This window comes from Lysinibacillus sphaericus OT4b.31 (assembly GCF_000392615.1).
Classification (GTDB): domain Bacteria; phylum Bacillota; class Bacilli; order Bacillales_A; family Planococcaceae; genus Lysinibacillus; species Lysinibacillus sphaericus_B.
Genome location: NZ_KB933398.1, coordinates 1,733,767 through 1,746,948 on the forward strand (window position 1 = coordinate 1,733,767; position 13,182 = coordinate 1,746,948).

12 protein-coding genes and 1 riboswitch are annotated in these 13,182 nt (G+C 38.8%); of the genes, 10 read left to right on the top strand and 2 right to left on the bottom strand.

Translation table 11 applies throughout. The features are described 5' to 3' along the window. Window positions 1-17: 17 nt before the first annotated feature. The 6 genes from H131_RS07830 to cobT all read left to right on the top strand — a co-directional run bounded on the left by H131_RS07830 (window position 18) and on the right by cobT (window position 6,256). Complete coding sequence (locus H131_RS07830) at window positions 18-1,664, top strand: glycerol-3-phosphate dehydrogenase/oxidase (RefSeq protein ID WP_010858557.1); 1,647 nt, start codon at window positions 18-20, stop codon at window positions 1,662-1,664. A 3-nt stretch (window positions 1,665-1,667) separates the two neighbouring features. Next, window positions 1,668-2,585 (top strand): alpha/beta fold hydrolase, encoded by a 918-nt coding sequence (locus H131_RS07835; protein WP_010858558.1) that lies wholly within the window; start codon window positions 1,668-1,670, stop codon window positions 2,583-2,585. Further along, complete coding sequence (miaA, locus tag H131_RS07840) at window positions 2,572-3,474, top strand: tRNA (adenosine(37)-N6)-dimethylallyltransferase MiaA (RefSeq protein WP_010858559.1); 903 nt, start codon at window positions 2,572-2,574, stop codon at window positions 3,472-3,474. The genes H131_RS07835 and miaA overlap by 14 nt, the downstream gene beginning before the upstream one ends. An 89-nt stretch (window positions 3,475-3,563) precedes the next feature. Next, entirely contained in the window at window positions 3,564-3,794 is a 231-nt protein-coding gene (gene hfq / locus H131_RS07845; RefSeq protein ID WP_010858560.1) for an RNA chaperone Hfq, read from the top strand. 90 nt (window positions 3,795-3,884) lie between these two features. After that, window positions 3,885-4,187, top strand: a complete 303-nt coding sequence (locus H131_RS07850) for a rhodanese-like domain-containing protein (RefSeq protein WP_010858561.1) — start codon at window positions 3,885-3,887, stop codon at window positions 4,185-4,187. A 687-nt stretch (window positions 4,188-4,874) separates the two neighbouring features. Further along, a riboswitch (cobalamin riboswitch) is annotated at window positions 4,875-5,050 on the top strand. A gap of 150 nt (window positions 5,051-5,200) precedes the next feature. Beyond that, a complete protein-coding gene (gene cobT / locus H131_RS07855; RefSeq protein WP_010858562.1) occupies window positions 5,201-6,256 on the top strand; it encodes a nicotinate-nucleotide--dimethylbenzimidazole phosphoribosyltransferase in 1,056 nt (351 codons plus the stop codon). A gap of 173 nt (window positions 6,257-6,429) precedes the next feature. Here cobT and H131_RS07860 read toward each other — a convergent pair whose 3' ends face one another. Beyond that, on the bottom strand, window positions 6,430-7,035 hold the full coding sequence (locus H131_RS07860; protein WP_010858563.1) for a trimeric intracellular cation channel family protein: 606 nt from the start codon (window positions 7,033-7,035) through the stop codon (window positions 6,430-6,432). A gap of 382 nt (window positions 7,036-7,417) precedes the next feature. Between H131_RS07860 and H131_RS07865 the strand changes: the two genes are divergently transcribed. The 3 genes from H131_RS07865 to glnA all read left to right on the top strand — a co-directional run bounded on the left by H131_RS07865 (window position 7,418) and on the right by glnA (window position 10,624). Next, window positions 7,418-8,668 carry a methionine gamma-lyase family protein gene (locus H131_RS07865; RefSeq protein WP_010858564.1) on the top strand — a complete coding sequence of 417 codons (1,251 nt, stop codon included), beginning with the start codon at window positions 7,418-7,420 and terminating at the stop codon, window positions 8,666-8,668. Window positions 8,669-8,814: 146 nt separating this feature from the next. Further along, window positions 8,815-9,189: a MerR family transcriptional regulator gene (locus H131_RS07870; protein ID WP_010858565.1), complete on the top strand. Its 375-nt coding sequence runs from the start codon at window positions 8,815-8,817 to the stop codon at window positions 9,187-9,189. Between the two features lie 100 nt (window positions 9,190-9,289). Continuing rightward, window positions 9,290-10,624: a type I glutamate--ammonia ligase gene (gene glnA, locus H131_RS07875; protein WP_010858566.1), complete on the top strand. Its 1,335-nt coding sequence runs from the start codon at window positions 9,290-9,292 to the stop codon at window positions 10,622-10,624. 483 nt (window positions 10,625-11,107) lie between these two features. On the opposite strand, the gene H131_RS07880 is transcribed toward glnA, so the two are convergent. After that, window positions 11,108-12,112, bottom strand: coding sequence for an alpha/beta hydrolase (locus H131_RS07880; RefSeq protein ID WP_010858567.1), 1,005 nt, complete (start codon window positions 12,110-12,112; stop codon window positions 11,108-11,110). Window positions 12,113-12,479: 367 nt separating this feature from the next. Here H131_RS07880 and H131_RS07885 point away from each other — a divergent pair, with 367 nt between their 5' ends. Beyond that, on the top strand, window positions 12,480-12,959 hold the full coding sequence (locus H131_RS07885; RefSeq protein WP_010858568.1) for a hypothetical protein: 480 nt from the start codon (window positions 12,480-12,482) through the stop codon (window positions 12,957-12,959). The last annotated feature ends 223 nt before the right edge of the window (window positions 12,960-13,182 follow it).

The window sequence follows — 13,182 nt, forward strand, 5'->3', positions numbered from 1 at the left end:
TAATGGGGGAGAACAGTATGTTTTCATTTGAGCATCGACCTAAAATCATGCATTATTTAGAGCAGTATAGCTTTGACTTATTAGTGATTGGAGGAGGCATTACAGGAGCGGGAATCGCGCTTGATGCTGCCTCAAGAGGATTGTCAGTCGCACTGATTGAGATGCAGGATTTTGCGGCTGGTACGTCAAGTCGTTCGACAAAACTTATACATGGAGGCCTTCGTTATTTAAAGCAGTTAGACGTAGGTGTTGTAGCAGAGGTTGGACGTGAACGTGAAATTGTCTATGACAATGCTGTTCATGTCACGATGCCTGAAAAAATGCTACTTCCTTTATATAAGAAGGGCTCGCTTGGGCCATTTACAACATCATTGGCGTTAAAAGTATATGATCGACTAGCAGGCGTGAAAAAGCATGAACGACGTATGATGCTGAGCGCACGAGAAACTACAGCACTCGAGCCTCTTTTGAAAAGTGAAGAGCTTGTGGGAGGAGGCTATTATGTGGAATATCGCACAGATGATGCCCGTCTCACAATTGAAGTGTTGAAAAAAGCGGTAGAATATGGGGCACTTTGTTTAAATTATGCTGAGATGACAGAGTTTTTATATAACAAGAAAAAGCTAGTTGGAGCAAAAGTTAAGAATCATCTTACGGGAGAAACAGTGGAAGTACATGCTGCACAAATTGTCAACGCAGCAGGGCCATGGGTGGACGAGGTTCGCCAAAAGGATAAAGCGACAGACAAGAAACAATTACGCCTGACTAAAGGTGTACATATTGTCCTTGACCAAAAGCATTTTCCGTTGCAACAAGCTGTGTATTTTGATATTCCAGATGGTCGTATGGCATTTGCGATACCGCGTGATGGTAAGACCTATATTGGAACAACCGATACAGTATACGTAGGTGATCCGGCACATCCTGTGGCGACGCAAGCAGACGTTGATTATTTAATAGCCGCTGCAAAAACTATATTTCCAACAGCCAATATTGCACGTGAGACAGTAGAATCGTCGTGGGCAGGTGTACGTCCGCTTATTTTCGAAAAAGGCAAGGATCCTTCAGAAATTTCACGTAAAGATGAAATTTGGACAGCGCCAAGTGGCTTGATGACAATTGCAGGTGGCAAGTTAACAGGCTATCGTCAAATGGCTGAAACTGCCGTCGATAAAATTGTCAAAATGCATAAATTTAAGCATGCTAGTTCATGTATTACACGTGAACTTTCACTTTCTGGAGCAAAGGGCATTAATGCCATTAATTTTCCAGACTATACAGCCTATAAAGCAAGAGAGGGCGTGCAGTACGGTTTGAATTATGATGAAGCAAAACAACTTGTGAAAAAATACGGTACGAATGTTGATGCCTTATTTGAACAGGTAAAATATTTGCATGAGCAAGGGAGCACAATGCCGCTGGCTCTTCACGCGATGTTACTATATGGCATGAAGGAGGAGATGGTTTATACGCCAAATGATTTCTTTATTCGCCGTACGGGCTTACTATATTTTGATATCGATGCAGTTAAACGCTATAAGCAACAAGTTATTCAAGTGATGCAACAACGTTTTCATTATACAGAGGCACAAAAACACACATATGTTGCTCAGCTAGAACAGGCCATCCTAGATGCGACAAATTTTGCTGAGGGAGGGCTTTAGAATATGGAACGCTATATTCAAATGTCGGATGGGCATTCTGTCTTTACAAGAACACTGACACCAACAAGTTCATGTATTGGTCATATTCATATTTTGCACGGTATGGCGGAGCATAGCGGTCGTTATGTGAAGTTTGCAGAAGCGCTATGTATTGCAGGTTATGCGGTAACGATGCATGATCACCGTGGACATGGAGAAACAGCAGCATATAACGGCAAGCTAGGCTTTTTTGCAGAGCGCAATGGCTTTGAGCGTGTTGTAGAGGATGTACATGAAATTGTCAATACAATGCATGCTCAGTTTGCTGATGTGCCGTTAATATTGTTTGGTCATAGTATGGGGTCCTTTATAACAAGAAGGTATATTCAATTGTATAGCGAGAATGTCGATAAAGTCATACTATGTGGCACTGGTAGTGTCACAGCATTGCATATGGCAGGCCATTTCTTTGCGCAGACATTAGCAATGCAACAAGGCAAGGGGACAGAGAGTCCACTGTTAAACAAGCTGAGCTTTGGGAGCTTTAATAAACAGTTTCCTAATCCGAAAACAGCAAATGATTGGTTATGTTCGGTAGAGCATGAAGTACAAAAATATATCGATGATCCCTATTGTGGCTTTATACCGACAAATCAATTTTTTGTTGATTTAACGGCTGGTTTTATGATGCTGAATCGAAAAAAAGAAATTGAAAGAACAAAGAAAAACTTACCGATTTTATTGATCAGTGGTAGCAAGGATCCAGTCGGTGATCATGGACAAGGTGTGTACGCGGTGGCGGAGCAATTTGCAGCTGCGGGTGTACAGGATGTGACGGTCTACTTATTTGAAGATAAGCGACATGAGATTTTAAACGAGGACAATAAAGAAGCGGTCTATCAAGTTTTATTACGGTGGTTGAAAAAATATGATACAAGATAAATTACAGCAGGCAGAGGTCGTTGCGATTGTCGGTCCAACGGCTTCTGGCAAAACGGCACTAAGTATTGACATGGCAAAAAAGTATAATGGCGAAATCATTAACGGCGATTCCATGCAAATTTATAAGGGTTTAGATATTGGTACGGCGAAAATTACTGAGGAAGAGATGGAGGGGGTGCCCCATCATTTACTTAGCTTTAAAGAGCCTACAGAATCCTTCTCAGTTGCGGATTATCAGAAATTAGTGCGCACTAAAATTGCTGATATTCAAGAGCGAGGAAAGCTACCGATTTTAGTAGGGGGCTCGGGATTATATGTGCAAGCAGTGCTCTATGATTTTCAATTTACAGAGGAGCAGGTAGATGAGGTGGCACGTGAAGCTTATTATGCAGAGCTTGCAAGCTTAGGCCCAGAGGCAATGCATGCAAAACTTACTGCACTTGACCCAACAACCGCAGAGACAATCCATCCAAATAATACTCGCCGTGTCATTCGAGCACTAGAGATGATTGAGCTTAGCGGCGTCTCGAAGGCGGCAGAAGCACAAAATCGTGGGGAAATTCCGCTTTATCAGCATGTGATTTTAGGACTTGGCCAAAATATGTCGCGCGAAGAGCTCTACGATCGCATTAACCTTCGTGTCGATGTAATGATGGCAAAGGGCCTTTTAGCAGAAGTAAAGGGCTTATGGCAACAAAATATTCGAGGTGTACAATCGATACAGGCGATCGGCTACAAGGAGTTATATGATTATTTAGATGGTAAATGCACACTTGAAGAGTCTATTGAGAGTCTAAAGCAAAACTCACGACGTTATGCCAAAAGACAGCTAACCTATTTCCGCAATAAAATGGATGTGCAATTTGTAGAACAAGATTGGAACATCTAATAATTTCTAAAAATTACTAATTGCTAAATTGGTAGAACATGCTACTATAGGAATGAAGAGGTAGAAAGAGATCAGGGGAGGCGCATTTCATGAAATCAATTAATTTGCAAGATACGTTCTTAAACCATCTACGTAAAAACAGTGTTTTTGTAACTGTGTTTCTTTTAAATGGGTTCCAGTTAAAAGGAACTGTGAAATCCTATGATAATTTTACTGTGTTATTAGTGGATGCTGACAACAAACAGCATCTTATTTACAAGCACGCGATTTCTACATTCGTTCCAGCAAAGCAAGTAGATTTTTCAGAGACAGAGGAATAAGGGTATTTGAACAGTTAGTGTGTGACACTAGCTGTTTTTTTTTGTTCACGCTATAATATAACAAGTTTGACATATTGGAGGATTATACACATGAAAACAATGGAAACAACAGAAATATTAGAATTACTGGATGCAAACGAAGATTTATACATTATCGATGTTCGCGAAGAAGATGAAGTCGCACAAGGTATGATCCCAGGCGCACAGCATATCGCACTTGGCACAATTCCAGATCGTCTAAATGAATTAGATGCATCAAAGCCCTATATCTTGGTTTGTAAAGCTGGCGCACGATCTGCAAATGCCTGCGCATTTCTAGAAGATCGAGGCTTTAACGTAACAAACCTTGAGGGTGGCATGCTCGCTTATGATGGTGAGTTAGAATTTAAATAAGTGTTGATTGGAACCCTCGTTTAAGCGAGGGTTTTGTGTTTATCTTATACAAATTAGTCGGTGGAAATCTAAAGTATTATTTTCTTCAATTTTTAGAGATACTAATCTTATGTTCGACCTCCCCTGAGAAGGTAATAAAAGTAAAGTAGGATGTATCACGCTAAAAAATGTGTAGTAGCACCATTCATCCCAAAAGAGCGCCACACGCACTACTAAGCAGATACCCAACAGTGGATTCATAGTCCATTTTATAAAGTAAAAAGTAACATCACGATGGGGTCCACTTCATTATTTGAATTCTTGATTGTATCAATTTTACTTATGTCGGATACGTTCTCACGTTCGTTCAATTGACTAAATTTTTTATGACTATCATTTGAATTAATTTCGTAAATAGTTTTCATAAAAAGAAACACGAACATTTTGGTAGGAGCGTAAGGCGGCGACTCCAGCGGGAAAAAGCAAGCAAACCGAGACCCTAGACTGAGCGTAACGAAGGAAGCGGCTCGGTGCTTGCCCGCGGAAAGTGTCCGCCTGTAGCGGAATATACCTATGTGATAGGAACAATTACTTTATTTTCTTTCATAATATTCGCCTTTATTGATATGAAAGTGAATGATGACATTGATTCATCTAGCAAACATTTAAATAATTGACACAAAAACTACTTTGTCGTAGATTTAAAGTAGTTGCATACAAGTATTAGGTGCCCATTGCGGGAGAATAGGGAATAAAGTGAAAAACTTTAGCGGTCCCACCACTGTAAAAGGGAGTTTCATAGAGAATACCACTAGCATGGTCTGGGAAGGTTCTATGAAATGTTGAACTTGAGCCAGGAGACCTGCCTAATTGACTTCGGATTATTATATAGACGATGGAAAAGTCTGTAGTTTATTTGTTATGAATAAACTACAGGCTTTTTGTTTTTTTCTTTATTCAAGCAAGGGGATATAAATGTAAACCTGCTTGTTATTCCACTTAGTAATAGGGCAAACAGGAAAGGGGAAATTTTCATGCAATTATTACAACAAACGATTCAAAACATTCAACATGTTGACAACAAGATGATGTGGACAGCGAGAGAACGAATAGATGCCCTTAGCAAGCCACCTGGGAGCTTAGGTAAACTGGAGTCTCTTGCTGTGCAGCTATCAGGTATTACGGGAAATTTATTGCCACAGATTGATAATAAAGCCATTATTGTCTGTGCGGCAGATCACGGCGTTTGTGATGAGGGGGTGACGTCAAACCCACAAAATGTGACGGTCTTTCAAACATTAAATTTTCCTAAAGGCTTAACAGGTGTTTGTGCTATCGCAAAAATTACAAATGCAAAAATTGTCACAGTAGACGTTGGCGTAAAAGAAGATATCCCACTTGATGCGGGTGTCATCATGAAAAAAATTAAATATGGGACGGATAATATGGCAAAAGGCCCTGCCATGACAAGGGAACAAGCCATTCAATCTATTGAAGTAGGAATTGAAGTAGCTACGGGGGAAATAAGAAGTGGAGCAAATCTACTCGGGACAGGTGAAATGGGAATTGGTAATACAACACCGAGTGCTGCAATCTTATCGGTTCTGCATGCGTGTAATCCGCTTGAAGTGACAGGTTTCGGTGCAGGCGTTGGAGCAGGTGGGATTGAGCATAAAATAGCGGTCATTCAAAATGCCATCGCCTTAAACAAACCAAATCGCAATGATGTTATTGATATTCTTGCAAAAGTTGGTGGTTTAGAAATAGGCGCAATGGCTGGCGTCGTCCTTGCAGCCGCTGCAAATCGTATACCTGTGGTCATTGATGGCTTTATTTCTACTATTGCTGCCCTGATTGCCTACGAACTTGAACCAAAAGTAAAAGACTATATCATCCCTTCTCATACCTCCGAAGAACCAGGGGCAAAAATTGCAGCCGAATTGCTTGGAGTTGAACCGATGCTACATATGAATATGCGCTTGGGAGAAGGCTCAGGTGCAGCATTGGCGTTACCTATTTTGGATGCAGCTTGCTCCATGATGAAAAACATGGCTACATTAGAGGAATCTATGATGCTGTTAGAAAAGTAATTTTAGTTTTTCAAAAGAAAGAGATACAGCAAGTGCTTGTAAGAGTAGTCCCATTTTCAACAAGCATAGAGCTTATGTTATACGTTGTGTTTTTAAGAAAGTATAGGAAAACAAGCCCAAATAATAGTCACAACTTTTTGGGCTTGTTGTTATTTAATGAGAAAGAAGCTTGACTATGCCCGATTCAACTTCCGCAAAGGCAAGCGCCATTTCTTCATATAAGAAAGAATACGTAAAACGGTAATCACACCAAATAATACATATAAAAAGATATCCCCCGATAATAATTCGAGTCCAATAATAAGTCCCGCAAGTGCTGCCCATACCCCGTAGATTTCATCGCGAAGTACGAGTGGCTTACGTCTAGCTAACATATCACGAACAATCCCACCACCTGAACCGGTTAACACAGCGGCAACGATGACTGCACTAATGGGCATGTCGAGTTTGACAGCATATAGTGCGCCTTGAATCGCAAATGCCGACAAGCCGATGGCATCTGTGAAGTTGCCCCAGCGATGCCAATGCTGAATAAGATGGTGCGGAAATATGAAAAATATTGTAATCGCCGCTAAGGCAATTTGAAACATCATATCCTGTCCCCACAGTGTTGTCACAGGCAAGCCAATAAGTAAATTTCGAATGGCACCCCCACCAAATGCTGTAACAATACCAAGTATATAGACGCCGAATAAATCGTATTCTTCCTCCATCGCAATTATTGCCCCGGAAATAGCGAAGGCAATTGTCCCAATGATACTAAAAACCTCCCAAGCCATCCCTTTCACCCCTTCTAACATATAATAAACTTTAGCAATAAAGGTAAAGACTCCTGTCAAATGCTACAGAATCTATGAATTTTGCAGCCAAATTCAGTAGTTAAACACTTTTTATGAAACAAGTTCGCACATTAGCTTAGCGCATCTTGCCTTTAGAAACAATAGGCAAGTTTTGCAGGTAGGCTTACAAATTGTTAAGATAGGACTGAGATTAAGCGGTACTCCAATGAGCGGAGGATTCTTCCTGCTGATTACTAGTTAAACTGATTTAGTGTTGACGGTCGGTACATCGTTCATCTAACTTATTTTTTTACTTTTCAATGAGCGTTGAACGAGTTATGGATTGTTTACGGAGGACAAATGTGAAACGGAGACGAAGACAATGACTTTTACAAGCAATTTAACACAACAAACGCTAGCTTTCGCGGCAAAAATAGAGGAAAAGGTGCGTCCGTATCATGCGATGGTTGAGGAAATGGCATTTTTCAATCAACAAAAGGTGCTTGCGGCATTCAGAAAGCATCAGGTAAGCGATTATCATCTGCACCCATCTAACGGTTATGGTTATGACGATGAAGGTCGTGACAATCTTGAACGCGTTTATGCAGAGGTGTTTGGTGCAGAAGCGGCCATTGTGCGCCCGCAAATTATTTCAGGTACGCATGCCATTACGCTTAGTTTATTCGGTGTATTACGTCCTGGTGATGAGTTGCTGTATATTTCGGGTCAACCATATGATACATTGCAATCCATTGTTGATGGTGGCGAGAAGGATACAGGATCACTGAAGGATTATAAAATAGGCTATCGCCATGTAGATTTAATCGACAACCAAACGATTGATTGGGAAGGTGTGGCAACAGCCATTACACCGCACACAAAAATGATTGCTATTCAGCGTTCCAAGGGTTATGCAACACGTCCATCGTTTACGATTTCACAAATTGCAGAAATGTGTGCTAAGGTGCGTCAACTTGCACCAGATGTGGTTATATTTGTGGATAATTGCTATGGTGAATTTGTCGAGGCACAAGAGCCGACAGAGGTCGGTGCGGATCTAATGGCAGGCTCGCTTATTAAAAATCCAGGTGGTGGCTTAGCCAAAATCGGTGGTTATATTGCTGGTCGTGCCGATTTAGTAGAAAAATGCGCTTATCGTATGACATCACCGGGTATTGGCGCTGAAGCCGGTGCAACATTGAATACGTTAGGTGATTTCTATCAAGGCTTTTTCCTTGCCCCTCACGTAGTTTCTCAAGCATTAAAAGGGGCAATTTTTACAGCAGGAATGCTGGAAGAGGCGGGCATGACGACATCACCTAGTTATGATGCTGTACGTACAGATTTAATTCAATCGGTATCTTTCCAAACTGCGCAGCAAATGATTGCTTTTTGTCGAGAGATTCAAGCGAATTCCCCAATTAATGCGCATTACGCTCCAGAACCAGCGTATATGCCTGGGTATGAGGATGATGTCATTATGGCGGCGGGAACATTTATTCAAGGTTCGAGTATTGAGCTAACTGCGGATGGTCCAATTCGTCCACCTTATACAGCGTTTATTCAGGGTGGATTAACGTACGAGCATGTGAAATTTGCCATTTGTAGCGCAGTGCAATCCATCTCAAAATAGGGACACAACTAGTCAATTAGGTACCATTTTTTACAATTTTTCAGCACGTTTAAAAAAATCTGAAAAACCATGTTAGAAAACCTTACATCTTTATTGACAGTGAAAATTTTTCGTTATATGATTAGCGGGTATTGGAGGGGACTTAAATGAGTCGTGAAATTAGACGAACTATGCCGTTATTATCCATGAGTATCGTGATGCAATTGACCGAGCTTTCGGCACGCCAAATTCGTTACTATGAAGAACACCATTTAATAGAGCCACACCGAACAGAAGGCAATCGTCGTATGTTTTCATTAAATGATGTCGACATACTGCTAGAAATTAAAGATTACTTGGAGCAGGGCATGAATATGGCGAAGATAAAAAAATTATTTGCTAAAAAGCTTGATTCTGTTGCAACAGAAGAACCAAACTTAAGCGACACAGAATTACGTCGTATTATGCGTGAAGAAATGCGCCAAGCACAGCGCATGCAAAAATCATCCATCAGACGTGGGGATTTATCTCGATTCTATTAAAATTGAGCAGGGGTCCATTTTTTAAGCGGACAGTTTGTTGTTTCATTAATAGGGTAGAGTAATAATATAAGCTAGACAATTTATAGGAGTGTGGAAAACTGTGGGTAAATACACAAAAGAGGACATTAAGCGTCTAATCGAGGAAAAAAATGTAAGCTTTATTCGTTTGCAATTTACGGATATTCTTGGCACAATCAAAAACGTTGAAATTCCTGTAAGCCAACTAGACAAAGCACTAGAAAACAAAATGATGTTCGATGGCTCATCCATTGAAGGCTTCGTACGTATCGAAGAATCAGATATGTATTTACACCCTGATTTAGATTCTTTCGTAGTGTTCCCTTGGACTTCTGAAAAAGGGAAAGTAGCACGTTTCATCTGTGACGTGTACACTGCAAAAGGCGAACCATTTGCTGGTGACCCACGTAACAACTTAAAACGTATCCTGAAAAAAATGGAAGACATGGGCTTCACAAGCTTCAACTTAGGACCTGAGCCTGAATTCTTCTTATTCAAGTTAGATGCAAAAGGCGAACCGACATTAGAAGTGAATGACCACGGTGGTTACTTCGACTTAGCACCAACTGATTTAGGTGAAAACTGCCGTCGTGACATCGTATTAGAGCTTGAGGAAATGGGCTTTGAAATCGAAGCGTCTCACCATGAGGTAGCACCTGGCCAACACGAAATTGACTTTAAATATGCTGATGCAATTACTGCTTGTGACAACATCCAAACATTCAAATTAGTTGTTAAAACAATTGCACGCAAACATGGCCTACACGCTACATTCATGCCAAAACCATTATTTGGTGAAGCAGGCTCTGGTATGCATTTCAACGTATCTTTATTTAAAGGGAAAGAAAATGCATTCTTCGATGAATCGACAGAACTAGGTCTTTCTGAAACTGCTATGCAATTCATGGCAGGAGTTCTTGGCCATGTTCAAGGTTTCACAGCAGTAACAAACCCAACAGTTAACTCTTATAAACGACTTGTACCTGGTTATGAAGCGCCATGTTATGTAGCATGGTCAGCACAAAACCGTTCACCACTTATCCGTATTCCATCTGCACGTGGTCTATCAACTCGAGTAGAGGTACGTTCAGTGGACCCAGCAGCAAACCCATATTTAGCAATGGCTGTTATTTTAGAAGCGGGCCTTGAAGGCATTCGCAAACAATTAACGCCACCAGCTGCGATTAACCGTAATATCTATGTAATGAGTGAAGAAGAGCGTAAGGCAAACGGTATTGAAAATCTACCACCAGCACTTGACGATGCTTTAGCATTACTTGCTAAAGACAAAATTGCTCAAGAAGCGCTAGGTGAGCATATTTATGCAAACTTCAAAGAAGCAAAAGAAATCGAGTTCGACATGTACCGCACAACAGTACACCAATGGGAACGCGATCAATATTTAAAAATGTATTAATTAAAAGCGTTGGGGCTGTAAGGCTCCAACGCTTCTTTATTTTTATGCCCACAAGCCACATTTTATTTGCCCACAAATTGTCCACAAAATATATTTTTTATTTCTGACGCTCCATATATTCATCAAAACTGTCTATTGATTGCTTTGCAATATTATGCGATATATGTGCATAAGTATTCATCGTGGTAACAATGGATTCATGCCCTAATCTTACTGAAATCGATTTTATATCCCATTTAGGCGTTACATGCTCACATGATTTTTTATAAAAGAGCCATCACTTTTCAGAAAGATGGCTAAAGAGGGAATCTTATAATGTGAGTGATAGTCTATGTATATGTCATGATGGTTTCCATTGGTATTTCATGATGAAATTTTATTTTGTTTAGTCATTGGATAAACAATATTATTCCCCATCAAATGGTAGATAATTGGACAGCACTAGAAGTTCCCCCTAAATCTGTATGGTTGTTATTTATTTTATTACTGAGTAACTTTCTTCATAAAGTTTAACTCTTGAGCTATATTGTATTGTGCTTCCTCTGTTGAAAAATTACCATTATAACCATGTGCTTGATTCGATTCTTCAGGAGTAATATATATTGTTACATCTATTCCTAAAGATGATAATTTTTCTTTGAAATCTAATGCTTGATCAGTGAAGGTTGCAACTGTTCCGTCAGTTAAATAAGTACTTGGAAAATCCACATTTGCATTTTCAATAACATTGGCTTCAGCTACCTCGGATTGACTTTCAAATTCATTTGAACCAAAATAAGCTCTAACCATACCGTTGAAAAGCCAGTTTGTAAATGTGAAACCTGTATTATCGACACGAGTTATATCTAATAAGGCACAATTTAAAATAACTCCTTTTAGTGTTATATCCTTTGTTACCTTAAATCCATATTTTTCTGCATATTCATTATTAGTTTGAATAATAGTTAATTGGCCTGCTAATTGTCCACCAGCTGAACCACCAGAAACCACAAAGTTATTTTTATCGATACCATATTGTTCTGCATTTTCAGCAACATAACCTAGGGCTTCTGTTGCTTGAATAATTGGAACAGGATATAAATTATCAGGAGATAAAGCATAATTCATTGAGACTACAATGTATCCTTCATCAACAAAGTGTTGAACAAATTCTTCATCATCTACTTTATCACCCCATGCAAATCCGCCACCATGTATATTAAAAAGTACTGGTCTTGTAGTTGTTGTATTTCCTTCTGGTACAAAAATATCTAAATAATTATTAGGATAATTACTTGCATAGATAACATTTCTATATACTTTTGTATTATCACTTAATACCTCTTCTGTTTGTTCAACACTCTCATCATAACTGTATTCAGCACCTAGAAAACTTCCTGTAACTTTTAAAAATGGGGCTGGATTAAAATGGTTAACGGCAATAATCAATAATATGCTTGCTGTCATTATAATTACCATCCATTTGAAAATTTTTAAAAATTTTTTCATAATTTTTATACTCCTTTTATTTCAACACTACGTTGAGTTATTGATGCTGATTTATTATATTAATTCAAAATCGGAAGACAACAATCAATTCATTTCGATGTGTTATTATCTCAACACTAATATCAATAGTGTCTTAAATGAGTTCATTTATGACAAATACTTATGGCAATAGACGTTCGAAAATGACAAAACAAATGATTAGAGAAGCATTCTTTAAACTAATAAAGCTGAAAAATATTAATAAAATTACAGTTAAAGAATTATGAAATGCCTAAATTTGAACCTGGGCTTTTTTTCTTTTGAATTATTGGTATATTTAGTAATTCAAAGTATACCGTTTAAAAACACTATTAGGAGCGATGAAGTGATGGTCAAAGCTTTAAATTGTCCCAACTGTGCTGCAGCATTCAATCCAAAGGAAAATATTTGTGAATACTGTGGTAGTTATATTATTACATCACAAGCAAAGCAAATCACTTATGATTTAGACGTTTTCAACCCTACATATAAAAAAATCTTCTTCCATGAAATTGAAATGAATGAAAATGAATTCCCTTTACGCTCAGGTTTTGCAAACATGTATTACAGTGCAACTCGTTCTGATGGTGGTCGGCTATTATTAACAAATCAACGAATAATTTTTTGTGCCCATGCTCTTAATATAAATCCTAATTTATGTTGGGAATTAAGTTTAGGCAGAGTAGATCGAACTGAACTCGGTTTAAATCTTCTTATTACACAAAGAGTTCATATTTTTGATAGAGAAGAAAATAATACAACATTTGTTGTGTATGGTGGGAAACACTGGCTAAATGAAATGGGTCATGCCTTAAACAAGATTAAATAGAAAACACAATATAAGAAGTGACCATGGTGTTAAGAGATAATAAAGTTGTTTAATTTACAATAAAGTTGTTTAATTTTTATTGAACTAACTGTGCAGTTTAGTTGAATAATCTTCGGCTCATACAGTTATAGTTGTAAATGAAGAACAATTAGTAGGGGATAAAGATGGAGGCTGTTTAATTTAAGTCGTTTGAAAACAAAATGAAAATATCTGAAAAGGAAGG

Bases quoted from the DNA above. Each gene is read 5' to 3' on its own strand.
- H131_RS07860 (WP_010858563.1), bottom strand. From the start codon at position 7,035: ATGGCTTGGGAGGTTTTTAGTATCATTGGGACAATTGCCTTCGCTATT.
- H131_RS07830 (WP_010858557.1), top strand. From the start codon at position 18: ATGTTTTCATTTGAGCATCGACCTAAAATCATGCATTATTTAGAGCAG.
- H131_RS07885 (WP_010858568.1), top strand. From the start codon at position 12,480: ATGGTCAAAGCTTTAAATTGTCCCAACTGTGCTGCAGCATTCAATCCA.
- H131_RS07870 (WP_010858565.1), top strand. From the start codon at position 8,815: ATGAGTCGTGAAATTAGACGAACTATGCCGTTATTATCCATGAGTATC.
- miaA (WP_010858559.1), top strand. From the start codon at position 2,572: ATGATACAAGATAAATTACAGCAGGCAGAGGTCGTTGCGATTGTCGGT.
- H131_RS07835 (WP_010858558.1), top strand. From the start codon at position 1,668: ATGGAACGCTATATTCAAATGTCGGATGGGCATTCTGTCTTTACAAGA.
- H131_RS07880 (WP_010858567.1), bottom strand. From the start codon at position 12,112: ATGAAAAAATTTTTAAAAATTTTCAAATGGATGGTAATTATAATGACA.
- hfq (WP_010858560.1), top strand. From the start codon at position 3,564: ATGAAATCAATTAATTTGCAAGATACGTTCTTAAACCATCTACGTAAA.
- H131_RS07865 (WP_010858564.1), top strand. From the start codon at position 7,418: ATGACTTTTACAAGCAATTTAACACAACAAACGCTAGCTTTCGCGGCA.
- cobT (WP_010858562.1), top strand. From the start codon at position 5,201: ATGCAATTATTACAACAAACGATTCAAAACATTCAACATGTTGACAAC.
- H131_RS07850 (WP_010858561.1), top strand. From the start codon at position 3,885: ATGAAAACAATGGAAACAACAGAAATATTAGAATTACTGGATGCAAAC.